This is a genomic window from Kitasatospora sp. NPDC001095, from assembly GCF_053598615.1.
Genome location: NZ_JBSFKQ010000004.1, coordinates 148041 through 172892 on the forward strand (window position 1 = coordinate 148041; position 24852 = coordinate 172892).

Sequence of the window (24852 nt, forward strand, 5' to 3'; positions counted from 1 at the left end):
CCGACCCCCTCACCGTCCCGGGGCTGCCGCGGCACGACACCCCCACCAGCGGAGTGTGACCGTACCCCGGCCACCCTTGTCAAACGGACGGATCCCGCTTTTTCACTTGCCGGGCTCTCCGACGCCACTCGAACGGTAACCCGATGACGGAGGTTCGCGCCCCGCGGAGGGGGGCCTTCGGCAGGTTCCGGAGGATGGAATGACGGATTTCAAGATCTGTCAACGGAAAATCAACGGGCGGGCACGGGCACTCGCCCGCGAACCGCTCGCGGGTACCCGGGGGTGGCGCTGCGGGGGGTGGTGCTCCGGGATCACAGGGGCCGGGTGTGCGTCTGGGGTGCGAACAGGGGTTGCGCTCGGCGGTGTGAGCAGGGGTTGCGCTCGGGGGACGTGCTCAGGGACTCCCGGGGGCTCAGCCGCCCGCGGCCAGGAGTCCGGCGCCCGCCGCCAGGCAACCCACGCCCAGGACGCTCCACAGCAGGTCGACGACGACCGCCCGGCCGACCTCCTCCGCCGCCAGCACCACCCGGCTCGGGCGCCGCGGGTCGTAACAGATCCGCACCGAGGCGCCGGGCACGAAACGGTCCGGACGGCGCAGCGGGGTGTGCCCGCGCGGACGGGCGATCACGAGCCCCGCGATCCCGAACGCGCCGGGCTCCCCGACCGAGGGCGGCACCGAGAAGGAGAGCAGCGGCGCGCTGTCCAGCCGGCCGTGCACGTCGTCCTCGGCCACCACGGTGGCCACCGCCGGCGCCCCCCGGCGGCGCACCCGCAGGCGCAGGCTCACTTCGGCGGCGCACCAGAGCAGCAGCACGCCACCGAAGAGGGCGAGCACCGACCCGCCCACCATCGCCGTCGTCGCGTCCACCCCTGGCCCCCGGCTCTCCAGCTCTGTCCACAGCCTGTGGACAGACAGAGCTTCACAGCGGAGAGCCAACGGGAGACAGCCGCTCGGCGGCGACCGGACGAACCAGGGGGTACGGGCGGGTGAACCGGCCCGGCAACGGCAGGGCCGGTCCCGGCAAGGGCTCACCTCGACGGGGCCGGCCTCGGGTGCCCGGCCTCGCGCGCCCGGGTTCGGCGTGCCCGGGCTCAGCGGACCGGCTCGATGAACCCCTGCTCGGTCAGCAGGCGCAGCGACTCCGGCACCCGGTCCCGCAGGGCCACCCGGTCCTCGCCGAGCAGCTGCGCGATGGCGTCCACGATCTCGCCCGCCGACAGCGTCCCGTCGCAGACCCCGACGAAGCCGGCACCCACGGTGTCCACCTTGGTGGCCCGCCGCATGCCGCGGTTGTGACGCAGGATCACGTGCTCCGGGTCCTCCGCGCCCGGCGCGCCGACCTGCTCCTGGACCACCTCGTCGGCCAGCACGTAGCGGGCCGCGAGCAGGCCCGCGTCATCGTGCGACCGGAGGAAGTCCTGCCGGTCGAACCAGGCCTCGATGTGCGGGCCGAGCGGCTGCTCCACCGGGTGCGGCCACTCCTCGACCCGTACGGTCGGACGCTCGGCGCCACTCGCCCGCAGGGTGATCCAGCCCATGCCGATGCCCTCGACCCGGCCCGCCTCGAAGGCGTCCAGCCACTCGCCGTACCGGGCCTGGTAGTCGCCGCCGGGGCCGCGGTGGTCCCCGCCGTCGCGCAGCCACAACTCGGCGTACTGGGCCACGTCCTGGACCTCGCGCTGGACGATCCAGGCGTCCAGGCCGGTGCCCGCGACCCAGCCGGCCAGCCGCTCGTGCCAGTCCTCGCCCTTGACGTGCTGCCAGTTGGCGAGCAGCTGGCAGTAGCCGCCGGGCTCCAGGTGATCGGCGGCCGAGCGGACCAGGTTGCGGCACAGGTCGTCGCCGGCCATGCCGCCGTCGCGGTAGGTGAACCGGCCGGCCGGCGAGATGACGAACGGCGGGTTGGAGACGATCAGGTCGAACTTCCGCTCCCCGACCGGCTCGAAGAGGCTTCCGGCGGACGCCTCGATGTTGTCGAAGCCGGACAGCGCCAGGGTCAGCTCGGTGAAGCGCAGCGCACGCGGGTTGACGTCCGTCGCGGTGACGGACCCGGCGTGCCGGGCCGCGTGCAGCGCCTGCACGCCGGAGCCCGAACCGAGGTCCAGCGCGGCCCGGACGGGGCGACGCACGGTGATGTTGGCCAGCGTGGTGGAGGCACCGCCGACGCCCAGCACCAGGTCCTTGCGGGCCACCCCGTGCGCGGTCTCGCCGGAGCCGATGCCGCCGGCGCCACCCACCGCGCAACCGAGGTCGGAAACCACCCAGGCGTCCGAACTGGGCATCCCGGCCACCTCGTTGGCGTACGGTCGGACGTCGACGGTGGCGCGCACCAGATCGCCGTCGGAGCGCAGCCAGCCGTCCGCCAGGCAGTCCTCCACCGGCAGCGCGGCGGCGGCCGCCCGGTACGGGACCGGCTGCTGGAGCAGGAACAGCCGCACCAGCGTCTCCAGCGGGCTGCCCCCACGGGTCGCCCGCAGCGCCGGGACCGCCTCGCTGCGGGCCAACGCCGAATAGCCGGTGGGCCCGAGCAGGTCCAGGCACCCGTCGGCGGTGAACGAGGCGGCGAGCAGCGCCTCACGGAACTTGGCGAGGCGGGTCGGGTCGAGAACGGGGCTACTGATCACCCCGCCATTGTCCCCCGCCGCCCACCCCGCGGCCGCCCCTGCGCCCCGCGCCCACCCAACCGAAGCCCACACCACCCCGCGCGCCCCCGAAAGCCCCCACGCGCCGCCCGTGGGCGCACACCAAGTCGTTCCGCGGCTGCCCTGGGCCTGCCAGCTCTCGGGAACCGCCCCTCCGATGGCGCCGACCCGCGGCAAACGGCGGTTCCGGGGCCGGCCCACCGCAGACACCACCTCCGCGAGGCCCGCAGGCCCGCACCGGCCAGCACCGGCAGCACCGGCCGTGACCGGTACCGGAACGGACGCGCCGGATCGTCCGGCCCGCCCGGGCTCGGCCCGTGCTGGGCGCGGGACTCGCCGCAGTCACAGGCGGCATCGCACGAGCGGCAGCCGCACCAGGCGCCAGGGCTCGCGGAAAACGGCGGTTTCGGGGCGGCGGCCCACCACGGACACCACTTTCCGCGCGGGCCCCGGGCCCGCGCCACCCGGCACCGGACATGGCCGGCACCGGGACGGACGCGGCCGGTCGTCCGGACCGCCCAGGCTCAGCTCGCGCTGGGCGCGGGGCTCGCCCCGGTGGCGGGCGACGCCGCGGGAGCGGTGGTCGCACCGGGCGCGGCCGGGCTCGCCCCGTCAGTCGCACCGGGCGCCGGGGTGGCAGCCGGGGTGTCGGTGGCACCGGGGGTGCCGGGCGCCGCCGGGGTTGTGGCCGCGCCGCCCGGCGCCGGGGTGCCGCTCGCGCCGGCACCCGCGCCACCGGTGGCACCGGCGGTCGGGGCGGTCGTCGAGGACGGCTTGCAGCCCTCCTGCTTGGCCATCGCCGCGCCGAGGTCGCCGCGCTGGAGCTTGCTCTGCGCCTGGGTGGAGAGCGAGGCCAGCTGCTGCACCTGGTCGGCCACGCTGCGCAGCCCGTCGGCGAACTTGGCCTGGTCGGTGTTGGGCAGCGCGTCCAGCTTCTTCTGGACCTCCACGTAGCCGTCGGCAGCCTTCTTCAGCTCGTCGACGGTGTCCTTCTGGAGGGCCGCACCGTCCTGCACCTTGGGCGCCCCGGCCGCGTCGATGGCGGCGGCTATGTCCTGGTTGGTCTTGGCCAACCGCCCGATGTCCGTGGAGAGCCGCTTCTGGAGGTCGGCCGGGGCCTCGCCGGTCTTCACCTGGCCGGTGTCGGCGAGCGCGGCCTGTGCCTGGGCGATCGGGTCCTTGGCCGCGCCGCAGACGGTCGACGCCCAGGACTCCAGCTGCTTGCTGTTGTTGTCGTCGCCGCCGCAGCCGACGGCACCGAACGCGAGCAGCACGCCGAGGGCGGGTACGGCCAGCAGTCGCTTGTTCACCGGGAGAGGCCTTTCGGTTTCGGTCGTCATCGGTCGTCGAACCTACACGGCCGGTGTCCGTCCCCCGGTTCCCTGCCCTGTTGCCCGCCCGTCGGCCGAACCCCGACCGGGCCGCGTCCGCGGCGGCACCCGGGCATCCTCGTCCAGCGCGCCGGAGGCGGCCACGGGCGTGGGGCGGTGCACCGGGCCGGACATGCCGGAAGCGGTGGATCGCCGGGATCACCGAGTTGTCACCGCGTGCCCGGGGAGCGGGCTCCAGCCCCCGGCACGGCGAGGGAGCGCCGAAACAAACGGGAGCGCGGAAACCCGGACACGCGGAAACGCGAAACGCCGAACTCGGGAAAGGCGCCTCAGACAGCGACGGAAGCGACCGAAACCGGCCAGCTCATCCGGATCAGGCCACCGTCCGTGCCGTTGGTGACCTCCAGGTCCTCGACCAGGCCGGTGATCACGGCGAGGCCCAGAGTGTCCTCATCCGGCTCGCCGCCCTCGGCGTCGCCGGAGGCCGGGACGGTGGCAGGGCCGGCCTCGTCCTCGACCTCGATGAGGAAACGCTTCTCCTGATCGATCAACGCGACCCTGACCGCGCCGCCGATGCCTCCGCGCTGGTGCAGCCCGACCGCACGAGAGCAGGCCTCACCGACCGCGAGCCGCACCTCGTCGAGCACCGACTCGTCGACCCCGGCCCGTCTGGCGACGGCCGCGGCGACCAGCCTGGCCGTCCGCACGTGCTCGGGAAGCGCGCTGAATCGAAGTTCGACGGTTGCCATCTCTCCCCCTCGGGGTGCTCCGACCGGGGCCGGAGGTCCGGCCCCTGCGGGCCGGCTGAACCGACCCAGGGGCGCCCGGGGGAGACCGGGCCACACGGGCCCGGGCCCCGGACGCGAGGTAACGAGCTGGGCCGGCCGCACGGACCGGCCCGGCCGCGTCAGTCGGTCGCCTGGACCGCGTCGTCCACCGACGTGTGGATCGGGAAGACCTTGGTCAGGCCGGTGATGCGGAAGATCTTCAGGATGCGCTCCTGGTTGCAGACGAGGCGCAGCGAGCCCTCGTGAGCGCGCACCCGCTTCAGACCACCCACCAGCACACCGAGGCCGGTCGAGTCGAGGAAGTCAACGCCCTCCATGTCGACGACGAGGTGGTACTTGCCGTCGTTGACGAGCTCGACCAGCTGCTCCCGCAGCTTCGGGGCGGTGTACACATCGATCTCGCCGCCAACCTCGACGACCGTACGATCGCCGACTGAACGGGTCGACAGGGACAGGTCCACGGAACCTCCAGCACCTTGCCTTGCTACGTCATGTGCGATCCTCGGCCGGACGGCCGCCACCGCATGGTCGCGAGCCCGGGCGCGCCCAGCCAACGCGTGGCAAGCCTCAGCGCTGCGACCCACGGCCATACGGCCGTCACGGCCACATTCAACCACCTGCGGCCATGCCCGCACGATGGCTTACGACGATTCTCCGTCACGCCGGTGACACACTGGGTCCTCATGCCGCCCCGACACAGCCCGCCCGAGGCACTGCTCACGACCCTGGCCACCAGCCGGGGGCGGTCCGACCGGCTCACCCATACGGAGCACCTTCCCGCCCGGCCTGCACGTTATTCACCGTGGCCCGACTCGATCCGTCCGGAGGTGGTGGCCGCGGCGCGCGCCGTCGGGGTGGAACAGCCGTGGGCGCACCAGGCAGAAGCGATGAACCTGGCCAAAAGCGGCCAGACTGTGGTGATCGCCACAGGCACCGCCTCGGGCAAGTCGCTGGGTTACCTGGCCCCGTTGCTCAGCGACCTGCTGGACGGCACCGAGGCCCGCAACGGCCGCGGCGCCACCGCGCTCTACCTGGCCCCGACCAAGGCGCTCGCCGCCGACCAGCGCCGCCGGGCCGCCGAACTCGCCCCGCCTAGGGTCCGCGCCGCCCTGTACGACGGCGACACCCCGCCCGAGGAGCGCGAGTGGGTCCGCCAGTACGCCTCCTACGTGCTCACCAACCCGGACATGCTGCACCGGGGCATCCTGCCCGGCCACGCCCGCTGGTCCTCCTTCCTCAAGGCGTTGCGCTACGTGGTCGTCGACGAGTGCCACAGCTACCGGGGCGTGTTCGGCTCGCACGTCGCCCAGGTGCTGCGGCGGCTGCGCCGCATCTGCGCCCGTTACGGTTCGTCCCCCACCTTCCTGCTGGCCTCCGCCACCACCGCCGACCCGGCCGCGACCGCCCGGCGGCTGACCGGCCTGCCCGCCGTGGCCGTCACCGAGGACGCCTCGCCGCGCGGGCCGATGGTCTTCGGCCTCTGGGAACCGCCGCTGACCGAGAACGTCGGCGAGCACGGCGCGCCCGTGCGCCGCACCGCGACCGCCGAAGCCGCACACCTGCTGACCGACCTGGTCGAGCGGGAGACCCGCACCGTCGTCTTCGTGCGCTCCCGGCGGGCCGCCGAGCTCGTCGCACTCCAGGCCCAGGACCAGCTCGGCCGTCCGCTCGCCGGACGGGTGGCCGCCTACCGCGGCGGCTACCTCGCCGACGAACGCCGGGCCCTGGAGCGCGACTTGCACACCGGCCGACTGCTCGGCCTCGCCTCCACCTCCGCTCTCGAACTCGGCGTCGACATCTCCGGTCTCGACGCCGTCCTGATGGCCGGCTACCCCGGCACCCGGGCCTCGCTCTGGCAGCAGGCGGGCCGGGCGGGCCGGGAGGCCCAGGGCGCGCTCGCCGTCCTGATCGCCCGGGACGACCCGCTGGACACCTACCTGGTGCACCACCCGGAGGCACTGTTCGCGGCTCCCGTCGAGGCCACCGTGCTCGACCCCGACAACCCGCACGTGCTCGCCCCGCACCTGTGCGCGGCCGCCGCCGAACTCCCGCTCACCCAGGCCGACCTGGAGCTCTTCGGGCCATCCACCGAGCCGCTGCTGCCGGTCCTGGAGCGGCGCGGCCTGCTGCGCCGGCGCGGCGACGGCTCCTGGTACTGGACCCGCCGCGAGCGCGCGGCCGACGCGGTGGACCTGCGCGGCAGCGGCGGCAGCCCGGTGCAGATCGTCGAGGCCGACACCGGCCGGCTGCTCGGCACGGTGGACGCCGCGGCCGCCCACACCACCGTCCACACCGGGGCCGTCCACCTGCACCAGGGCCGCACGTACCTGGTCAGGGAGTTCGACCTGGAGAACTCCGTGGCGCTGGTCGAACCGGCCGACCCTCCGTACACCACGGCCGCCCGCGACATCACCTCCATCTCCGTCCTCGACACCGACACCACTGTGGACTGGGGCGAGGGCCGACTCTGTTTCGGCTCGGTGGAGGTGGTCAACCAGGTGGTCGGCTACCTCCGCAAGCGGATCTCCACCGGGGAGATCATGGGCGAGACCAAGCTCGACCTGCCGCCCCGCACGCTGCGCACCCGCGCGGTCTGGTGGACCGTGACCGAGGACCAGCTGCTCGACGCGGACATCCCGCTCGACCAACTGCCCGGCGCCGCCCACGCCGCCGAGCACGCCTCGATCGGCCTGCTGCCGCTGTTCGCCACCTGTGACCGGTGGGACATCGGTGGCGTGTCCGTCCCGCTGCACCCGGACACCGGGCTGCCGACCGTGTTCGTCTACGACGGCCACCCGGGCGGGGCCGGCTTCGCCGAACGCGGCTTCCAGCGGGCCGTCGAGTGGCTGACGGCCACCCGGACGGCGATCGCCTCCTGCGAGTGCGAGCGCGGCTGCCCGTCCTGCGTCCAGTCACCCAAGTGCGGCAACGGGAACGACCCGCTGGACAAGGCCGCAGCCGTTCGGCTCCTGGACGTCCTGCTGGCCGGAGCACCCGGCGCCGCCGAGGCACCGGACGACGGACCGCAGCCGGACGACGGGCGGAAGCCCGCGACGGACGAACCGGAGGCGCCCTCGGGACCGGACGGTGGAGCGCCGACCGGTTCATGAGGCCGCCGCCGCTGCGCTCGGATCCCCGCCCGGGGATCTGCCCGGCCCGTCGCCCGGGGATCCGCCCGGCCCGTCGCCCGGCGCGTCCTCGGAGCCGGTGACCGGAGCCCGTACCGGTCCGGCTCGGGCGCTCGCCCGGGCCGGACCGACCGGCATTCGGGCCGGGAGCCCGCGGACCTCCGCCTCGGCCACCACCTCGACGGCGTCCGCCGACCGGTCGACCGCGCAGGACACCAGCCCGGCGCCCTGTGCGGCGGCGATCCCGGCGGCCCGGCCGCAGCCGCCGTCCTGATCCAGCAGCAGCCGGTCCGCGGCGGCGAGGGCCGCGAGGTCGGCCGCCGACTCGGCCCGGTGCCGAGCGGCGACCACCGAGCCGACCGCGAGTGTCCCGGCGAACACCGCCGTGCCCGACATCGCCAGGGCGAGCAGCCAGACCGTCGCCGAGCCGGCGTCCGGCCCTCGTCCGCCCAGCGCCGCCGCTCGGGCCGCACGAGTGCGCAGCACCCGCTCCGCCGTCTCCCGCGGCCCGGTCAGGACGGCCATGGGCCACCACCGCCCTCCGTGGCCGCCACCAGGACGTCCTCCCGCGCCGCCACGGCCGCCGCACCGAGCCGGACGGCCAACAACTCGCCGAGTCTGCCCGGCCCCGCGCACGGCGCCTCCACGTCGACCCGGACCGTGTCGGCCGCCACGGCCACCCGGACCTGTGCGCCCGGCGGGGCCGCCGCGCGGGCGAGTTCGGCCGCGTCCGCCTCCCCGCGCGCGGCCGCCCTGGCGCCGACCCGGGCGGCGTCCACGCAGCGGATCTGTGCGGCCGCCGCGAGCACGCCCCAGATCAGCATCGCCGCGAGCAGGACGAGTGCCGGCAGTGCCACCGCCGTCTCCGCCGTCACGAAGCCCGCGTCGCCGCGCCGCCCCGGGCGCAGCGACCACGCCCGGCGGGCGCCGCCCTCCCCCGTGCGGCCCCTGCTTGTGTCCGGGCCCCCACCACCCGCCCGGAGCGCGGGCGGGGCGGGGTCGAGGTGTCCGCCTCGCACGGCGGGGGCGGGGCCGTCCATCGCCCGCCGGGCCGACAGAAGGCGGCGGCCGACACCATCCGCGCCCCAAGGCTTCCCGGCCCTACGCCGCATGGAGTGCCCGCACCAGCATGTCGGTCAGCGCACTCGTGATGGCATCGCCGGTCACCACCTTGTACAGCACGGCCGCGAGGGCGCACGCGGCCAGCGTCCCGACGGCGTACTCGGCCGTGGTCATCCCGGCGTCCGAGCGGCCCCGGAGCCGGGCCACCCTGCGCACCCGGCAGGCCGCCCGGCGGCTTCTCCGCCGCCACCTGCCGGCCGACGGGCGGAGCGGACGCCCGGCACCGGGCCCGATCGTGATCACTGCGGTCATGAAACTCTCCTGTCGCTCGATGTCCACTGCTGTCTGTTGCTGGCCGGTCGTCGTCTGCTGCTGTCCCGCGCCCGCCCTTGTTCACATCGCCTGGGCGAAGCGGCTGGTGAGGCCGACGACCACCGGCACCACGCCGATCAGGACGAAGGCCGGGAGGAAGCAGAGCCCCAGCGGCGCGGTGGCGAGCACCGCGGCCCGGCGGACCCGAGCGTGGGCCGCCCGGGCGGCCGCCGCGCGCTGCCCCTGGGCCAGCCCGATCAGGGGGCCGGCGGCGGGGACACCGCCGAGGCTGCTGCGCTCCAGGCAACGGGCCAGCGGTGCCAGCGACGGGTGCTGCTCTCCCAGTCGGTGCCAGCACAGCTCCGGCGGGGCGCCCAGGGCCAGTTCGGCCCCGATCGCCACCAGCCGGGGCCCCAGTGGCGCCCCCACGCTCCGGCCCACCGCCGACACGGCTTCCGAGGGCAGCGCCGCCGAGCCGAGGCAGGCGGCCAACAGCTCGGCACCCAGGGGGAGTTGCCTCGTCAGAAGCTCCTCCTCGCGGACCGCCTTGCGATCGCCCGTCGACGGCGCCCGGGCCGACCACCGGTGGACGCCCACCGCCAGCAGCAGCCCGACGGCCGGCCCGGTGCCGCCACCGAGCAGTGCCGTCGCCGCGAGCCCGACGACGACCGCCGCCACCGCCTGCCGCCGACGCCCAACCCCCAAGGCCGTCAGCCCGGTTCGATTCCGAGCCTCCTGCCGCTCGCGGGCCCGGGCGAACACCCCTCGGCGCCTCACCCGGCCGCGCACCCACGCCCACCCCAGGACAGCCGCGCCTGCTGGGAGGATGGCCGCCGCCCACTCGATGCCCCGGATCACCCCGCCCCCGCCCCGAGCACTCGTGCGCGCACCCGGGACAGCCCGCAGTGCCGCTCGTCCGCCCGCGGAGCCGGTGCGACGCGGTCGGCGAGTCGACGCCGCCCGCCCCGCCCCGGGGGCTCCTCCAGCGCCCCTCGGGCCGCAGCCCGGACGATGCGCGCCGTCCAGAGCACACCCAGCCCCTCCAGGACCGCCCCCGCCACGAGGCAACCCAGCCCGGACGGGGTGTGCAACAGGACCTCCAGCGGACGCGCCCCGAGCGCGGCACCGAGGAACAGTCCGACACCGGGCAAGGCGGCCAGGACGGCGATCGTCGCGCGCGGCCCGGCCAGTTCCCCGGCGATCTCCTCCGCGAGTGCCCGCTCGCCGCGCAGCGCCTCCGCGACCCGGTCCAGGGCGGCGGCCAGCCCCGACCCGCTGTCCGCGGCCACCCGCCAGCAGGCCGCGATGGCCGCGGCCCCACGACCGCCCGGCAGTTCGGCCAGCAGGTGCAGCGCGGCGGGCACGTCTCCGCCGTACCGGCCCGCCGCCAATCGGGCCACCGGCTCCTCACCGAGCCTGCGCAGCGCCTCCGGGGCGGCGGCGAGCCGCGCGGTGACCAGGTGCAGCGCCTGTTCCGGCGTCGCCCCGCCCCGCAACTCCCCTGCCAGACCCGCGCAGAGGTCCACCACGGCCGCGGCCCGGTGTCCGGCCTCCGCCGCCAGGCGTCGCCGCAGCCGCCAGCTGCGCAGCGGCGGAACGGCCAGGACTGCCGCGAGCGCCGGCACCGCCGAGGCGGTGGCCTGCCCGGCAGCCAAACCCAGCGGCAGGACCAGGAGTTCGGGCGCCAGGAACTCCGGCAACCGGCCCCGGCTCCGACCCCGAACAATCCGCCTCCGCCCTCGGCTCCGCTCCACGACCTCCGCGCCCGGCCACCGCACCGGAGGCCCACTGCCCGCCAACACCAGCCTGGAACGTCGCCCACCCGGCAACTGCTCCTGCACCGCCCGCCATGCGGCGGCGGCCACCAGGCACAGCACCACCGTCCAGCCCAGTGCGATCTGACTTTGCGCCATGTCGGTCACCTCCGTTGCCTCCAGTCCTTCCGGCCCTGGCCACCAAGCAGCACCAGGGCGCCCACGGCGCACCCGCCCAGCAGCAGGGCGAAGGCGAGTTCCACCACCCGCACGTCCGCGCCGACCGCCCTCGCCGCCGCGATCACGACCGCCCCGGCCCGAGCGACACCCCGCGCGCCGCCAGCAGTCCGACCAGCCGCGCCCAACCCGCACCGGGACGCATGCCGCCGGCCGCGGGGAAGGCCACGGCGGGTGTGGTCACGGCCGAGCCGTCTCCCGCCCCGGCCAACGTGTGGACCTCCGCCACCCGGCGCCGCCCCGAACCCGGATCGCGGACCAGGTGCACCACCACGTCGAGTGCGGCCCGCAGTTGGCTGTGCAGCGCCGCGCGGTCGAGACCGGCGAGCGCGCCCAGGGCCTCCAGCCGGACCGGCACGTCCGCCGCCGTGTTGGCGTGGACCGTGCCGCAGCCGCCCTCGTGCCCGGTGTTCAGCGCGGCCAGCAGGTCCGACACCTCGGGCCCGCGGACCTCGCCGATCACCAGCCGGTCCGGGCGCATCCGCAGCGCCTGGCGGACGAGGTCGCGCAGGGTGAACTCGCCCAGCCCCTCCTGGTTGGGCGGCCGGCCCTGGAGCCGGACCACGTGCGGATGGGCCGGTCGCAGCTCGGCGGAGTCCTCGGCGACCACGATCCGCTCGTCCGGCCCGGCCAGGCCGAGCAGGGCTGACAGGAGCGTGGTCTTGGCTACCCCACCTATGTACCGCCCCTGGAAGTCCTCCCGCTCTCCCCCTGTGTGACTACAGATCGAGCGGAGCCCAACCATGCGAGTACTGTGCGCAATCCGTCTGTCGAACCTGACCGATAACACCACCAGCCCAACCCGGCAGCGCAAGAAGACCCGGGGATGGTGCGACACCAACGGCGCGAACGTCGTCGGCGAAGCGTTGGATTTGGACGTCTCAGCCTCGAAGGTCGGCCCCTTCAAGCGCCCGGAATTGGGCAAGTGGCTGGAACGGCCGAACGATTATGACGCAATTGCATTTTGGCGCCTCGACCGCGCAGTCAGGTCAATGGCTGATATGGCAGCACTGGGCGAGTGGGCAAAGCTTCACGGAAAGCTGCTCGTTTTTGTCGAGGGCCCGGGAGGGGCGCCGCTCGTTCTCGACATGCGGGAAACCTCACTCGTTTCAGAGCTAATTATGATGCTTCTGGCCTTTGCGGCTCAGATGGAGGCGGAGGCGATCCGGGAACGAGTCCTTGGATCTCGGGCTGAACTCCGAAGCCAGGGACGCTGGCACGGCGGGCGAATTCCATACGGCTGGACTGTCACAGAGAACCCCGAAGGAAAGGGATGGGTTCTCGTAGAGTGCCCCGAAACGGGCCCCATCGTACGCGAGATTATTCGGCGGGTAATTGCTGGAGAGTCGATCTACTCGATAGCCAACGACCTCGATAGCCGCAAAGTCCCAACCGCAACCGATCGCGAGAAAATGCGAAAGACCGGCAAGCTTCCCCAGAAGCCCAAGAAATGGGACCATCAGCATATTTCGGCAATGCTCCGTTCCGAGCATCTGCGCGGCTACACCCTTCACGACCCGGATGCCACCGCGAAGCGTGAACGACGGGCCAAAGGCTCGGAGTTCGAGGCATGGGAAGGCCGCCCCCTCCTCGATAGCACGGGGCACCCTCGAATCGACCGGCCTCCACTTATCAGCGATTCAGACTGGTACAAGCTCCAGGCCATCATGGAGACCAAATCCCGCCCCGAAGCAATCATCCACAGCGCCGAATCCCGACTTGTCCGGGTCGCCTATTGTGGTGGAATCAATCGCGACGGATCGATCTGCGGAGCACCCATGTATGGCAGCAGCAAGAAGAGGCGAAGCAATAGGCGCACTGCCAAAGAATGGGCGGGAAGTCATGTTCGAGTCTATCGATGCAAGATTCGCGGAATGGGCCACTCCGTCGAAGCGGACGCCGACATTCTTGAGAAATGGGCAGAAGGAGAATTCCTGAAGCGGATCGGACATCTGCAAATCACACTCCAGGTCGAAGACCCCGGAGAGGACCACTCCACGGAAATCGAAAGAGTAAAGGAAAGCATTTCGCGACTTCGGCGAGACCGGAGCGCGGGCTTGTATGACGAAGACGATGAAGTCGAGTACGGGCGAATGATGGAATCTCTCCTGAGCGAACGAAAGCGACTGAAGGCGCTTCCTTCACGCCCGCCGGGTGTTTCCCAGGTCCCTACCGGCCGTACCTATGCCGACTTGTGGCATGAGGCGGGCGAAGACCAGAAGCGCCACATGATGGTGGAGGCGGGCGCACGGTTGGTTGTTGTCAAGGGGAGGCCCGTCGGACCCGGATTCGATTACGGACGACTGTCCTTCGCAATCGGTGAGCACGACGACCCGGAGGCAACGGAACTAGCCGCTCTGGCCCGCGTCCAGGCCGCCTGACGGCCCCCTACAGCCCCGCCTGGCCTCCGTTGGTCGGGCGGGGCTTCTTCACGCCCTCAGGCGGGCATCTACGGCCTTCTGGGGCGGTGCCCGCGCGGGATGCCTGCCTCTCCAGCGCTGGCCCGGACTGCCAAGGATGGTGTTTTGGCGTTTTGATGCCTCTTCTCAACACACTAAAGAAAACTCTTAGGGAAGTCAGGATCGACGTCCCAAACACCAAACCACCATCGTGACCGACCAGCGGCCGGCGGTTGAGCGCGCTGCCCCTCACATAGCCCCGCCCGACCTGACTTCTGTCATACACGCATCTTGCCTGAGTCTCAGCAGTACGGGCGGACAGCGCCGGTGGTGGTGTAGTGACGGTTTGACGAGTTTTCCAGTACGTCATAGAGAACTCTTAAGCAAACCGGAAACGACGCCAAATCACCTGTTCGTCATCCTGGACACCCGGGAAGCTCTTGCGCTCAAGTCCCCCCCGAGAAAGCGAGGGACGACCCGCTCACGCAGGGGCGGGAATGTCTTGCGCTCTAGAGAGGGGCGAGAGAAGCCTTAGGAAGGGGGTTCCCATGCCATCTGTGCTGATACGAGATCCCGGCGTCCAGAAGAGGACGGCGCCGTTCGTTGTCTCGATCCGGAGTTCCGGAGGCGTCAATACGATCAGCGGGTATGCCGTTCGGTTCGGCGAGCTGAGTCACGATCTCGGAGGGTTCCGGGAGCGGATCGACCCGGCCGCGTGGAATCCGGCGACGGACCGAAGCGATGTGCTGGCCACGTTCAACCACAACATGGACCACGTCCTCGGCCGGCGCAGCTCGGGAACGCTCCGGCTTGCTGCGGACGCGACGGGGATTCGCTACGAGATCGACGTCCCGAACACCCAGGCCGGTCAAGACGTCGCCGAGTTGATCCGGCGGGGCGACGTGATCGGCAGCTCGTTCACTTTCCGGGTCAACCCCGGCGGCCAGAAGCGGGCCAGCGACGACGACCCCGAGACCGGCCTTCCCGTTCGCGTGATCACGTCGATGACCGTCTACGAACTCGGCCCGGTGACCAACCCGGCCTACCCAACGACGACCACCAGCGCCCGTTCCCTGGACGCTGCCTATCCGATGGAGGGTGACTCCCGCATGACCGACGCGCCTATCCGAACGGCGGACGGCTTCCTACCGGTGAACCGGCGCACCATCCCGAATGGGGCGTCGTGGACGGCCACGGAACCGGCCGCGCTGTGGGTCAACATGATCGGCCCGAAGTCTCGCTTCCTGGCGAACATCCCGGCTTCGAACAAGCTGACCATGCACGAGGCTTCGATGATGCTCCCGGCGGTCAAGACCGCCGACGGCGGATACGTGGATGCCAACTCCCTGATCCCGGAGCCGGGCACGGACCTGCCCTCCCGCACCTGCTGGGCGGCCAAGTTCGGCGCGGTGGAGAAGGCGTCGTCCGAAGTCCTTCAGGACGCCCGTCCGGATCTCGTCGCCGGGATCAACCAGTCTCTTGCACTCGCCATGGCACGCGGGATCGACAACGGGCTGTTCAACGGCGCTGGACCGGCCGATCCGAACGACAGCCGTCGGGTAACTGGCCTTCTGTTTCAGGGAGTTACCAAGCACGCGGCTCCGTCCGTTGCGGAGATCAGTGCCGCAATCAAGCGCCTGGAAGGCTCCGACGCCGAAGCTACGGTCCTGTGGGCCGACCCGGTGGCAGCCGAGGCGCTTCGGGCGGAGATCCCTGCCGCTCAGTGGACGGAGGGAATCTACGGGCTGATCCCGGTCGTCTCGCGACGTCTTCCCGCCAACACCGTTGTGGTGGCGGACAGTTCGCGGATCTTCGTCGGGCTCCACAGTGGCATCTCGATCACGGTTTCACGATCCGCGCCGGAGGCGTTCGCCCAGGACCGCGCGCTGTTCCGTGCCCTTGCGCGCGTGGCCGGCGTCTGGGTGCAGGAAGCCGGGTCGGTGCAGATCGTGAGCGCCACGCTCCCGGACAAGACCCCGGACCTTCGGGCACTCGCTGACCAGCCGGAGCCGGACATGAACTCTCCCCAGATGCTCGCCGCCCAGGCCGCGCGGCACGCACAGGAGATGGCCGACCGCCAGGGCGACCCAGGCAAGCGCTTCACGGTGTCGGCGCCGAAGCTGTCGGACGACGACGCCCAGCGGCTCCGCGACCGCCAGCGACGGGCACGGGCACAGCAGTGATCACGACCACTGGAGGTAGGGGGGTGTCCTGGGTATGGGGGTGCTGAGGAAGGGGGCGGCCTGTCTCGCCGCCCTGTGGCGCTGGCACGGCCGACCGCCGCACCGTGAACCACTGCTGACCGAGATCGCCGCGCGTCTGGCCGAGATCGGGCTCAGGAACGTGCCGGTGCCCTGCCAGCGCTGTACCGGCACAGGCCACGTGGCTGCCGTCGTACTGGCCTGGACGAAGCCGATCCGCGACGGCGGAAGGCGTGAGCGTCACAACGTCCACGCGTCGTGCCTCGGGTGTTGGCGGGACACAGGCCGGAACGACGGCTTGCCCGTGCTCGAAGGCGCGAGACTCCACCAGCGCCGGACGCCGAAGTCAGACGCAGTGATCATCTGCACCTGATGTCCGGTGCTCCGGCTGCCGGGCGGGGGGAGAGCACAGTCGAAGTTCGCGGCCTGGCCGCTCAGCGATCCCGGTCCCAGCTCGAAACACGCACCCTGGGTGTGATGCCATTTTCACGCCCCCGTGGGTCAACTTGCTTGAATCTCAGACTAGTTGGCAAGTCAAGCCCGCGAGAAAGACTACCTGTAAGCGGTCTTAGCCGCCTGATCAGGGCAGGCAGGGTTCCCCAAACAGCAAAGAGACCCCAGCGGATTCCCGCTGGGGTCTTTCTGCGTTCTGGGTCAACCTACGGCGTGTACTCGTAGCCGATGGTGAACCGGGGAGGCAGGCAAGCCTCCGTGTACTCGATCAGCCCTTCGTCGTCCGACCAGCGGTGGACGAGAGCCAGGATCGAGCTGCCAACCGGTACCGCCAAGGCGGCGGCTTCGCGCTGGTCTGCCGTGCGCGCGTGCATGTCGTCGCGTGCCGCTGTGATGGTTCGGCCAGTGGCTTCGAGGACGCGCGCCGTGATTCCGTCGTTCCGCCCCGGAGCCGTGTTGAGCAAGTCGGGCACCAGCGCGGCGAAGTGCGCGGGGTACCAAGACACCGCGAAGAGGGTTCGAGACTTGCCGCGCCCAGCGATGTACTCGCGGCGCACCAGCTGGGCGCCGTGCTCCAGGTCGAAGAGATCCGCGACGTAGAGCGGCGGGATGACGAGTTCGGCAGCCGTTACGCGACTGGTCTCGCCCTCCATGAGGCTGGACTGAACCCTCTGCACCCGGGCAAGACGGTCCCGACTGCTGGCGCTCACGCGTGGATCATCCGCGACGAATGTTCCACGCGGTGAAGTGCGGAGATAGCCCTCCACCTGTAGGTGCTGAAGTGCCCGGCTGACCGTGGCCACGGCAACGTTCCAGCGCCCGGCGATCTCCTTGTTGCTGGGCAGCTTCGCGCCCGGCTCCAGCTCCCCTGACAGGATTCGCTGACGGAAGTGGTCTGCGATCACAGACCACGTTTTCGGCGTCTTGCTCGGCATGTTCGCTCGCTTCCGCTCGGTGGGCGACCCCCGTTTGAGCAGACTAGTTCACTCGCAACCGTAGCGGCCGAACTAGGCCACTCTTCATTCTGGACTAGTTCACTGACTGGCCGTCATGCGATCGGCGGTCGGTCTTGGCCCGAGGGAGCATGCATGCAGGTCACGGCGGGAAAGTGTGTGTGCGGCAAGTCGATCAGCGGCACCGTGGGCACGGACGGCGTCAGCACGTGGTCGTGCGTCTGTCGCCGGTTCGGCTACCTGTTGCCGCCGGACTACGCGCTGACGCACCCGGACGAGTCCCGCATTCAGGTCTGCGGCCGGAAGCGGCTCACCAGCGTGCCCGCCCCGGTCATGGCGTGAAGGCCCGTTCCCGGTGCCGGCTGTGGTTCCACCGGGCGACTCACCCGGTAGGCACAGCTCGGATGCTCTGGGGCTTGCACATCCAATTCATGTGGCCCGTAACGATGTTCAGCCCACGGCGCCGCCAGATCATCCGTGACGAACGCGCCTACGTCCGACGTCTGAGACTTCGCGCGGAACTCGACCGGCGCCGCCTGAGACTGCCGCCGTCCCCCGAGTAGCACCCATCGACTCCCGTTCCGGCCGATTTCTCCGCCAAGAGATCCCGGCGGGGAACGGGTTGCACAACCCGGGGATGAACGTCCCCGGTCGCACTGCCAAACCGGCACGGCGCCTGCCGTGCACACGAGTCGAAGGAGGAACGTTCATGAGCGAGTCCCTGAACTTCAACCCGCCGTCGCACCCCGGCCTGGAGTGGTCGGTGGCGATGCAGAGCCAGCTGGACGACCAGGTCCAGTGCTTCGCCGTCGCCGACGCCGGTAACGGCCGGGTGGTCATCGCCAACATCGACAACGAGAACGCCGTGATCACCGGCACCTCCGGTGAGCTGCGGAAGCTCAAGGCCGCCTTCGTCTCCGGGCAGTACGACCACCTGATCGGCGCCTGACACATCAGCAAGTGAGTGAGAGGCGACCGCCCCAATTCAGGTGGGGCGGTCGCCCCTTCCTACCCTACGAGAAGGGAGCACCGCCGTGCAGACCGCGCTTTCGAGGCTGGTCACAGACCCGGCCGTTTTCCGCAAGGCGTGGCCGTCGGTTCCCACGGTCTTCAACCGAGACGTTGCAGACCTTCAACTCCTCGCCACTCGCCAAGCGGCGCGGGAGATCCTGGCTGACCCGGACGTCCGCCCCTACAGTTTCGGGATGGTCCGGAGCGGCGGCCTGACTGCCGAACGCGCATCCGCCGACCACCCCACGGACACGCTCGTCTTCAACGGGCTGCATCAGAGCTACCCGCCGATCGTGGCGTTCTGCAAGGAACTGTCCGCCCAGCTCGGCCACCCGATCACCGGAAATCTCTACCTCACCCCCGCTGGTGAGGCTCAAGGATTCGGCTGGCACTGGGACTGCCACCACGTTCTTATCGCCCAGACCGAAGGCGCGAAGCGGTGGCAGCTCTTTCGGCCCACGTTCGTGGACCCGCTGGAGCACCGACACCACAACTGGTCGAGGATCGGGTTCGCTCCGGAGGACAAGGAACGCTTCGATACGACGGACCCGGATTTCGAGTTCAACCTGACGGCAGGGCAAGTGCTGTTCATCCCACGCGGTTGGGTTCATGCGGGTCGGACCGGCCCTGACCAACCCAGTCTCCACATTACGTTCGGCGTGCAACTTCTCACCGAACACTGGGCGCTGCAAAAGCTGTTGGATGCTGGTGGGGAGTCGGTGGAGCTGCGCGGCGCCTTGCCTCCGGACCTTGCGGGCAGCGACTTCGAAGCTCTCGCGGAACGCCTTCGTTCCACGCTGGTGCAGTGGGCGACCAAGCAGCCGGCGGAGGAACTCGTGATGAAGCTCCGATCCGCGCAACGGATGTCCATCTACCACGGGACGCCGCAGTAGGGGCGTTGGGGAAGACTGTCGGGATGGGAGTGGATCGGGCTACCAGCGGCAGGCACCGGCGGATGTGCCAGTGGGGCGGGTGCCAGAACTACGCCAATCTTCGGGACCTCGACACGGACTGTGACTTCTGCCTCGGCTGTGCTCTGGCGATGCTGTGCGCGGCGCAAGATCCGATCACGGACTACGTCGAGTTCGACGGGGACGAGTACACCAAGGCTCTGGAGACGCGGGCCCCGTTCGCCTTACTCGGTTGGCCCTTACCGCCGAACGGCGTTGGCCACTAGCCTCTAAAGGACGGCGAGGGAGAGGTAAGGACCGTGCTCGAACCCGACGACGAGACCATGTCCGACTGGTACGCCGCGCGGAGCAACCGGCACCGACCGCCGGGCACCCGGGACGCCATGGCCCTGGACCCCGGGGCCCAGCACGGTCTTCTCTTTCAGGACACGCCCCGTCTGGTGGTCGAGTGGGACGGCTCGGAGTGGCAACCGGTAGGCGTAGCCGCCAACTACTCAGAGGCGTACTCGGTCATCGTTCGGCGGGGTGCCGACTCCGTTCCGCCGCAGGATGACACCCCCGTTGCGCTACTGCGGAAGGGAAGCGGTCGGCACCGTAGGAACTGACGGCGCTACCCGCGTTCTTCCCGGCCCCGTCCGGGTTCGCCTGGTCGGGGCTACTTTGTGCGGTCTGTCACGAAGCTCCCCATCCCGGTCTCAGTCCGGATCAGTCCATCCTCGCGGAGCGCCGCCGTGACCTTTTGAACAGTCGCACGCGCTACTCCGAAATCCCGTTCGAGTTGCACCGCCGAAATCAGGTGGCCGGGCGCATACTCGCCGCTTTCGATCTTGCGAGCGATCTCGTCGCGGATCTGTCGCCACTTGGGGCGGGTCGGGTCGAACTCCATGCCACGAAGGTAACCGTCGGCGGGCGCTGACGGGAGTCGGGTGCTATAGGGGGCGATAGACAGGGGTAGGGACCCCTAGTAAGGTCTGCACAACAGAAAACCCGGCGACCGCGCCAACGGTCCCGGGGATGGCCCTAGCTTTCTCGGAGCTAAGACATGACTCAGCTTATCGTCCTGGCCGCACTCTGGGTGCTGCGCTTGCTGCTGCCGGCACGCGGAGAGCACCGCCGCCGGACCCTGGTGATCTGCGGTCCCGAGGTGTTCCGGCTCGCGGTGCCGAAGCGCGTCATCTGCGCTCCCACCCGTCCTGTCTCACTGCTCGATCTGCGCGAAACCGTGCAGTACTGCCCCGGCCCTCTCGTCCGACCGCACCTGATCGCATGGGAGCGCATGACCCCCGCACAGCAGGAAGTCATTCAGCGACGTCACGCGGACGACATGGCACGACGCTGGGAAGCCATCGTGGTGGCCGAACTTGCACGGGACGCGAACGACCAGCGGAGGCGCCGCGCCGCGCTGTTCGCTGCTGCACTCGACTTGCCCGACCCCATGCACTGGCTCGACAGCATCACGACCGGTGTCCCTCACACTCTCGCCGGGGCAGTGGCCCAGTGAGCAAGGTGTTCATGAAGGACTTGCCGGACGGTACTCGCCGGGGCAACACGCGGGGGCTGCTGGCAAGCGAACGGAACGGGTGGCGGGTCTTCACGGGCGGTCGCCCGATGGTGCGGGTGATACACCGCCCCCGCGCGTCCAACGACACCCGTCCGTGGGTCGACGCCTACGGACGCCGGTACTTCTCGCGTGACTGCTGGGCAGTAGGCGGAAAGTAGCACGTCACAGCCCCGTTCGGGTTCGCCTGGGCGGGGCTCTCTCGGGAGCTTCTAGAGGCGGTACATAGGCAACGTGGTCTTCCCCGAGCCAGTCCCACCGGACACCAGCAGTGACAGCCGGGCCCGCACGATGCCCGCGAGCAGTTCCGCACCCTCCGGTGGAAGCGACCCGCCCGCCACCAACTCGTCGAGCGTGAACGGCCGGGAGCGGCAGACCCGCAGCGAGATGTGCGTGCAGCCGGCCGCGATCGGCGGCAGCACCGCGTGCAGCCTGGTGCCGTCCGGCAACCGGGCGTCCACCCAGGGGCGGGCGTCGTCCAACCGCCGGCCGGCCGCGGTGGCCAGCCGGTGGGCCAGCCGCCGCACCGCCTCGGCGTCGGCGAAGCGGACACCGGTGGCTCGCTGCAGGCCGCCGCCACGGTCGACCCACACCTCCTCCGGACCGTTCACCAGGACGTCCGTGACGTCGGGTGCCGCCAACAGCCGCTCCAGCGGGCCCGCACCCACCAGTTCGGCGCGCAGCGAGCGCACGGTGTCCAGGACCTCGTCCCCGCCGAGCGGCGGGCGGGTGGCCCGCAGCGCTGCCGCGACCGAGCCCACCGTCGGGGCGGCCCCCGACTCGGCCAGTCGCAGCCGGACCGCGTCCACCAGGGCCGCCGTCCGCTGCTCGCGGGCCGTCCGGCCATACGGGCAGGGCCCGTGCCCGGGCTCCGGCGGCACGCCGGGCACCGGCACGCTCCGCAGCGGCCGGTGCTCCCGCGCACCGCCGTCCTGGCCGGGCGTGCCACCCCGGAGGACCGTTCCACGCAGACGGCCCATCAGTACACACCTCCCCCGACCGCCGGCACCGGCGGCAGCACCTCGTTCAGGAAGCTCGCGCAGAAGCGCGCGAGCGGGCCGCTCTCCCGGATTCCGGGCGGGACGCCCTTCACGACGTCCTGGGCCAGGCCCGGCTCCGGCTCCACCTCCCCCGCCAGCGGCAACCGCAGCCCTCGGACGATCTGCCGGGCCGGCAGCCCGCCGGCCCGCACCGGCCGCACCACGGCCCGCACGTCCCCGAGCCGCATCCGGGCCGCCGCGGCGACGCGGTCGGCAGCGGCCACCGCGCGCAACTCGGCCGACACCACCAGGAGCGCCAGGTCGGACTGCTCCAGCGCCTGCCCCGCGGCCGCGTCGAGGTGTCGGGGCACGTCGACCACCACCAGCCCGCCGCGCCGCCTGGAGGCGGCCAGCACGCTGCGCATGGCCTCCGGCGGCACCGTCAGGGTGTCGCCGCGGTCCCAGGAGAGACAGGACAGCGCGGAGAGCCGCTTGAGCACCGGCAGCGCCCGGGCCAGCTCGGCCCCGCTGACCCGCCCGCGGGAGCCCGCCAGATCGGGCCAGCGCAGCCCGCTGACCCGCTCGCCGCCGAGCAGGATGTCGAGGCCCCCGCCCAGCGGATCGCCGTCCAGCAGCATCGTCCGCCGTCCCGCCCGCGCGGCCGTGACCGCCAGCGCGCAGGCCAGGGTCGAGGCCCCGGCCCCGCCCGAGCCGCCGAGCACCGCGACGGTGACCGCCGGGCAGCCGACGCCTTCGGCCGCGTCGGCGATCCGGTCGAGCAGCCAGGCCTCCGCGTCGGGCAGGAACAGCACGTGTTCGGCCCCGAGTTGGACGGCTCTGACCCACACCCCGGGGTCGTCCAGGTCCAGCCCGAGCAGCAGCACCCCGCCGCGCCGCCCCAGCGCGGAGCAGCGGACGGCCTGGTCGTCCCCGACCAGGACCAGCGAGGCCCCTTCCCAGAGGGCCCGCGTCGGCGGGGCGCCCCGGACCAGCCTCGGCTCGGTGCCCGCCGCCGCGCAGACCCGCAGCAGGTGCTCGGCCAGGCCCTCGTCCTCGGTGACGATGAGCGGCCCGGCGACCGCGGGGCCCTCGGCGGTGATGTGGTCGGCGATCGGCGTCGACATGGATGCTCCCCTCCGCGCCGCCTGCCACCAGGCCGGCGACGCACGTCGGACGATTCCGGCGGGCGGCCGCCCGACAGGCCTCTGAGGGAGGAAGGGGTGAGGCCCTGCCCGGCGACCGCCGCCGGTCATCACGGTGGGGGGAGATCCGGATTCCGTCATCCGGCATTCGATTGCCTGTGGATAACCCGTGGGCTGTGGATGAAATCGTTCACCCGGGCGGGGGGCTAATCGGCGAAGAATTGACGAAAAGGGGTCACCGAGATGAACCGGCGGTCCGTCGCACCCCGTTCGACCGATCTCTCCGACCCCCGCCCGCCGCCTTCCGGACACCGCCTCCGGGCGGGCTCGCGGCACCGATCGGAACCAGCCGTTCGATCTCCGACGAACATGAGCGAATGGCAACGCAGAGTGACGGAAGTCGATCGGCGGGCCGAGGTGTCGACACCCCCTGTAGGCCGCCGAGGCCAGGACGGCGGCTCCGCCGCGAGAGGCGTTCAGGCCCTGAAAATGGCCCCGGACGTGCGACGACCCCCGCCGGGGGGGAGAGCGGGGGTCGTCTATCCACAGCCCGGCTCGGGGGGGAGGAGCCGGACCGGGTTAGCACGGTCGCGAACGATCCGTGACTTCCATGGTGTACCCGAGCGGCCAGAAACACAAACCCGCACGCCCGCGAGTACGCCGAATGGCGGGGTGTTTTGCGGCTCCCTCTATCCTCGGTTCCCGTGGACACCACCGAGAACGCCGACGACCACGCCGACGAGTCCCAGGGCGACACCACCGGCGCCGAAGAGCTCCGCCCGCAAGAGCTCCGCCCGCCCGTTCGCCCGAGGCCCGGAGGGCCGCGCACGGCGGCCTTCTTCGACCTCGACAAGACCATCATCGCCAAGTCGAGCGCGCTGGCCTTCAGCCGCCCCTTCTACCAGGGCGGTCTGATCAACCGTCGGGCCGTACTGCGCAGCGCGTACGCCCAGTTCGTCTTCCTGGTCGGCGGCGCCGACCACGACCAGATGGAGAAGATGCGCGAGTACCTCTCCGCGCTCACCCGGGGCTGGAACGTCCAGCAGGTCCGCGAGATCGTCGCCGAGACCCTGCACAACCTGATCGACCCGATCATCTACGACGAGGCGGCCTCGCTGATCGAGCAGCACCACGCGGCCGGCCGGGACGTGGTGATCGTCAGCAGCTCCGGCTCCGAGGTGGTCGAGCCGATCGGCCGGCTGCTCGGCGCGGACCACGTGATCGCCACCCGGTTGAAGGTCGAGGACGGCTGCTACACCGGCGAGATCGAGTACTACGCCTACGCCGAGAACAAGGCCGCGGCCATCCGGGAGTTGGCCGCGACCGAGGGCTACGACCTGGCCGCCTCGTACGCGTACAGCGACTCCTCCACCGACCTGCCGCTGCTGGAGGCGGTCGGCCACCCGTCGGCGGTCAACCCCGACCGCGCGCTGCGGAAGGAGGCGCAGGCCCGGGAGTGGCCGGTGCTGGTCTTCGACAAGCCGGTGGAACTGCGGCGGCGGCTACCCGAGTTCTCCGCTCCGAGCGGCTCGGTGCTGACCGCCGTGGCGGTCGGGACGGCCGCGGTGACCGCCGGGGTGATCTGGTACCTGGCCCGCCGGCGGCGCCCGCTCGCCTGAGGCGCCGGGGCCCACACCCCCGGAATCCTTGGCCAAAACGGGCAATCGGGACAGACTTCTCGTTTCGGGTTCCCCTTTCGCCCGAAACGCGATACAAATGAAGCACGGCCCGCGAGACCCGGTCAGGACCTAAGAGGTCAAACCGACAACGCAGTTCAGGCCCCACGGACCGCACGTACAGATATCCGGGCACCCACATGCAGCCGACCCGCTGTCGGGCCGCCGGACCAGACGAACGGGCAGGATCCCCGTCTGATCGGCACTTCCGGTGCATGCATGGTCACCCGGTATCTGCACCAGCGGCGGCACCCGGCAGGATCAGGTGCCGCCGCATCTTCGTTCCCGCACGCCTCCAGGGTTCCCACGCGCT

At 71.4% G+C, this 24852-nt stretch carries 23 protein-coding genes and 2 pseudogenes; 9 read left to right on the forward strand and 16 right to left on the reverse strand.

The genetic code is table 11. The features are described 5' to 3' along the window. Positions 1 to 412 precede the first annotated feature (412 nt). The 5 genes from ACWDBB_RS06055 to bldG form a co-directional block, all read right to left on the reverse strand. Positions 413 to 868: a hypothetical protein gene (locus ACWDBB_RS06055; protein ID WP_449788420.1), complete on the reverse strand. Its 456-nt coding sequence runs from the start codon at positions 866 to 868 to the stop codon at positions 413 to 415. Positions 869 to 1092: 224 nt separating this feature from the next. Further along, positions 1093 to 2625 carry a DUF7059 domain-containing protein gene (locus tag ACWDBB_RS06060; RefSeq protein ID WP_449788421.1) on the reverse strand — a complete coding sequence of 511 codons (1533 nt, stop codon included), beginning with the start codon at positions 2623 to 2625 and terminating at the stop codon, positions 1093 to 1095. Between the two features lie 542 nt (positions 2626 to 3167). Then, a complete protein-coding gene (locus tag ACWDBB_RS06065; RefSeq protein WP_449788422.1) occupies positions 3168 to 3953 on the reverse strand; it encodes a hypothetical protein in 786 nt (261 codons plus the stop codon). Between the two features lie 350 nt (positions 3954 to 4303). Then, a complete protein-coding gene (locus tag ACWDBB_RS06070) occupies positions 4304 to 4723 on the reverse strand; it encodes an ATP-binding protein (RefSeq protein ID WP_449788423.1) in 420 nt (139 codons plus the stop codon). A 158-nt stretch (positions 4724 to 4881) separates the two neighbouring features. Further along, positions 4882 to 5223, reverse strand: coding sequence for an anti-sigma factor antagonist BldG (gene bldG, locus ACWDBB_RS06075; RefSeq protein ID WP_316522720.1), 342 nt, complete (start codon positions 5221 to 5223; stop codon positions 4882 to 4884). A gap of 222 nt (positions 5224 to 5445) precedes the next feature. Here bldG and ACWDBB_RS06080 point away from each other — a divergent pair, with 222 nt between their 5' ends. Beyond that, positions 5446 to 7872: a DEAD/DEAH box helicase gene (locus tag ACWDBB_RS06080; protein ID WP_449788424.1), complete on the forward strand. Its 2427-nt coding sequence runs from the start codon at positions 5446 to 5448 to the stop codon at positions 7870 to 7872. Here ACWDBB_RS06080 and ACWDBB_RS06085 read toward each other — a convergent pair. From ACWDBB_RS06085 to ACWDBB_RS06115, 7 genes and pseudogenes are all read right to left on the reverse strand, one after another. Next, entirely contained in the window at positions 7867 to 8415 is a 549-nt protein-coding gene (locus ACWDBB_RS06085) for an Rv3654c family TadE-like protein (protein WP_449788425.1), read from the reverse strand. The genes ACWDBB_RS06080 and ACWDBB_RS06085 overlap by 6 nt on opposite strands. Then, entirely contained in the window at positions 8403 to 8747 is a 345-nt protein-coding gene (locus tag ACWDBB_RS06090; RefSeq protein WP_402409468.1) for a TadE family type IV pilus minor pilin, read from the reverse strand. The genes ACWDBB_RS06085 and ACWDBB_RS06090 overlap by 13 nt, the downstream gene beginning before the upstream one ends. 244 nt (positions 8748 to 8991) lie before the next feature. Then, complete coding sequence (locus ACWDBB_RS06095; RefSeq protein WP_449788426.1) at positions 8992 to 9264, reverse strand: DUF4244 domain-containing protein; 273 nt, start codon at positions 9262 to 9264, stop codon at positions 8992 to 8994. Between the two features lie 81 nt (positions 9265 to 9345). Further along, a complete protein-coding gene (locus tag ACWDBB_RS06100; protein WP_449788427.1) occupies positions 9346 to 9969 on the reverse strand; it encodes a type II secretion system F family protein in 624 nt (207 codons plus the stop codon). A 149-nt stretch (positions 9970 to 10118) separates the two neighbouring features. Next, positions 10119 to 10964 (reverse strand): type II secretion system F family protein, encoded by an 846-nt coding sequence (locus ACWDBB_RS06105; protein ID WP_449788428.1) that lies wholly within the window; start codon positions 10962 to 10964, stop codon positions 10119 to 10121. A 218-nt stretch (positions 10965 to 11182) separates the two neighbouring features. After that, positions 11183 to 11323: a hypothetical protein gene (locus ACWDBB_RS06110; RefSeq protein WP_449788429.1), complete on the reverse strand. Its 141-nt coding sequence runs from the start codon at positions 11321 to 11323 to the stop codon at positions 11183 to 11185. After that, positions 11320 to 11928 (reverse strand): annotated as a pseudogene (locus ACWDBB_RS06115) (ATPase, T2SS/T4P/T4SS family); the annotation flags it as partial. The pseudogene ACWDBB_RS06115 and the gene ACWDBB_RS06110, both read right to left, overlap by 4 nt. A 70-nt stretch (positions 11929 to 11998) precedes the next feature. Here ACWDBB_RS06115 and ACWDBB_RS06120 point away from each other — a divergent pair. Together ACWDBB_RS06120 and ACWDBB_RS06125 are read left to right on the forward strand one after the other, a co-directional pair. Beyond that, positions 11999 to 13636 (forward strand): recombinase family protein, encoded by a 1638-nt coding sequence (locus ACWDBB_RS06120; protein ID WP_449788430.1) that lies wholly within the window; start codon positions 11999 to 12001, stop codon positions 13634 to 13636. 566 nt (positions 13637 to 14202) lie between these two features. Then, positions 14203 to 15837 (forward strand): HK97 family phage prohead protease, encoded by a 1635-nt coding sequence (locus tag ACWDBB_RS06125; protein ID WP_449788431.1) that lies wholly within the window; start codon positions 14203 to 14205, stop codon positions 15835 to 15837. A 677-nt stretch (positions 15838 to 16514) separates the two neighbouring features. On the opposite strand, the gene ACWDBB_RS06130 is transcribed toward ACWDBB_RS06125, so the two are convergent. After that, complete coding sequence (locus ACWDBB_RS06130; protein ID WP_449788432.1) at positions 16515 to 17243, reverse strand: GntR family transcriptional regulator; 729 nt, start codon at positions 17241 to 17243, stop codon at positions 16515 to 16517. 153 nt (positions 17244 to 17396) lie between these two features. Between ACWDBB_RS06130 and ACWDBB_RS06135 the strand changes: the two genes are divergently transcribed. The 4 genes from ACWDBB_RS06135 to ACWDBB_RS06150 all read left to right on the forward strand — a co-directional run bounded on the left by ACWDBB_RS06135 (position 17397) and on the right by ACWDBB_RS06150 (position 19788). Next, positions 17397 to 17603, forward strand: coding sequence for a hypothetical protein (locus tag ACWDBB_RS06135; protein ID WP_449788433.1), 207 nt, complete (start codon positions 17397 to 17399; stop codon positions 17601 to 17603). A gap of 367 nt (positions 17604 to 17970) precedes the next feature. After that, positions 17971 to 18210 (forward strand): hypothetical protein, encoded by a 240-nt coding sequence (locus tag ACWDBB_RS06140; protein ID WP_449788434.1) that lies wholly within the window; start codon positions 17971 to 17973, stop codon positions 18208 to 18210. A gap of 85 nt (positions 18211 to 18295) precedes the next feature. Further along, on the forward strand, positions 18296 to 19165 hold the full coding sequence (locus ACWDBB_RS06145; protein WP_449788435.1) for a JmjC domain-containing protein: 870 nt from the start codon (positions 18296 to 18298) through the stop codon (positions 19163 to 19165). A 317-nt stretch (positions 19166 to 19482) separates the two neighbouring features. Further along, positions 19483 to 19788 carry a DUF6087 family protein gene (locus ACWDBB_RS06150; protein WP_449788436.1) on the forward strand — a complete coding sequence of 102 codons (306 nt, stop codon included), beginning with the start codon at positions 19483 to 19485 and terminating at the stop codon, positions 19786 to 19788. Positions 19789 to 19838: 50 nt separating this feature from the next. Here ACWDBB_RS06150 and ACWDBB_RS06155 read toward each other — a convergent pair whose 3' ends face one another. Further along, a complete protein-coding gene (locus ACWDBB_RS06155) occupies positions 19839 to 20069 on the reverse strand; it encodes a GntR family transcriptional regulator (protein ID WP_449788437.1) in 231 nt (76 codons plus the stop codon). A 156-nt stretch (positions 20070 to 20225) separates the two neighbouring features. On the opposite strand from ACWDBB_RS06155, the gene ACWDBB_RS06160 reads away from it, so the two are divergent. Beyond that, the gene (locus ACWDBB_RS06160; protein ID WP_449788438.1) at positions 20226 to 20684 is read left to right on the forward strand and encodes a hypothetical protein; all 459 of its coding nucleotides are present in this window, start codon (positions 20226 to 20228) and stop codon (positions 20682 to 20684) included. A gap of 287 nt (positions 20685 to 20971) precedes the next feature. Here the strand turns inward: ACWDBB_RS06160 and ACWDBB_RS06165 are convergent. Both ACWDBB_RS06165 and ssd read right to left on the reverse strand, forming a co-directional pair. Then, a pseudogene (locus ACWDBB_RS06165) lies at positions 20972 to 21721 on the reverse strand (ATPase, T2SS/T4P/T4SS family); the annotation flags it as partial. After that, entirely contained in the window at positions 21721 to 22845 is a 1125-nt protein-coding gene (ssd, locus tag ACWDBB_RS06170; RefSeq protein ID WP_449788439.1) for a septum site-determining protein Ssd, read from the reverse strand. The pseudogene ACWDBB_RS06165 and the gene ssd, both read right to left, overlap by 1 nt. Before the next feature lie 722 nt (positions 22846 to 23567). On the opposite strand from ssd, the gene ACWDBB_RS06175 reads away from it, so the two are divergent. Then, on the forward strand, positions 23568 to 24482 hold the full coding sequence (locus ACWDBB_RS06175; protein WP_449788440.1) for an HAD family hydrolase: 915 nt from the start codon (positions 23568 to 23570) through the stop codon (positions 24480 to 24482). Positions 24483 to 24852 lie beyond the last annotated feature (370 nt).

Excerpts from the sequence above, each read along its gene's own strand:
- ACWDBB_RS06070 (WP_449788423.1), bottom strand. The coding sequence starts at position 4,723 with ATGGCAACCGTCGAACTTCGATTCAGCGCGCTTCCCGAGCACGTGCGG.
- ACWDBB_RS06085 (WP_449788425.1), bottom strand. The coding sequence starts at position 8,415 with ATGGCCGTCCTGACCGGGCCGCGGGAGACGGCGGAGCGGGTGCTGCGC.
- ssd (WP_449788439.1), bottom strand. The coding sequence starts at position 22,845 with ATGTCGACGCCGATCGCCGACCACATCACCGCCGAGGGCCCCGCGGTC.
- ACWDBB_RS06135 (WP_449788433.1), top strand. The coding sequence starts at position 17,397 with ATGCAGGTCACGGCGGGAAAGTGTGTGTGCGGCAAGTCGATCAGCGGC.
- ACWDBB_RS06130 (WP_449788432.1), bottom strand. The coding sequence starts at position 17,243 with ATGCCGAGCAAGACGCCGAAAACGTGGTCTGTGATCGCAGACCACTTC.
- ACWDBB_RS06155 (WP_449788437.1), bottom strand. The coding sequence starts at position 20,069 with ATGGAGTTCGACCCGACCCGCCCCAAGTGGCGACAGATCCGCGACGAG.
- ACWDBB_RS06120 (WP_449788430.1), top strand. The coding sequence starts at position 11,999 with ATGCGAGTACTGTGCGCAATCCGTCTGTCGAACCTGACCGATAACACC.
- ACWDBB_RS06160 (WP_449788438.1), top strand. The coding sequence starts at position 20,226 with ATGACTCAGCTTATCGTCCTGGCCGCACTCTGGGTGCTGCGCTTGCTG.
- ACWDBB_RS06140 (WP_449788434.1), top strand. The coding sequence starts at position 17,971 with ATGAGCGAGTCCCTGAACTTCAACCCGCCGTCGCACCCCGGCCTGGAG.
- ACWDBB_RS06095 (WP_449788426.1), bottom strand. The coding sequence starts at position 9,264 with ATGACCGCAGTGATCACGATCGGGCCCGGTGCCGGGCGTCCGCTCCGC.
- ACWDBB_RS06125 (WP_449788431.1), top strand. The coding sequence starts at position 14,203 with ATGCCATCTGTGCTGATACGAGATCCCGGCGTCCAGAAGAGGACGGCG.
- ACWDBB_RS06080 (WP_449788424.1), top strand. The coding sequence starts at position 5,446 with ATGCCGCCCCGACACAGCCCGCCCGAGGCACTGCTCACGACCCTGGCC.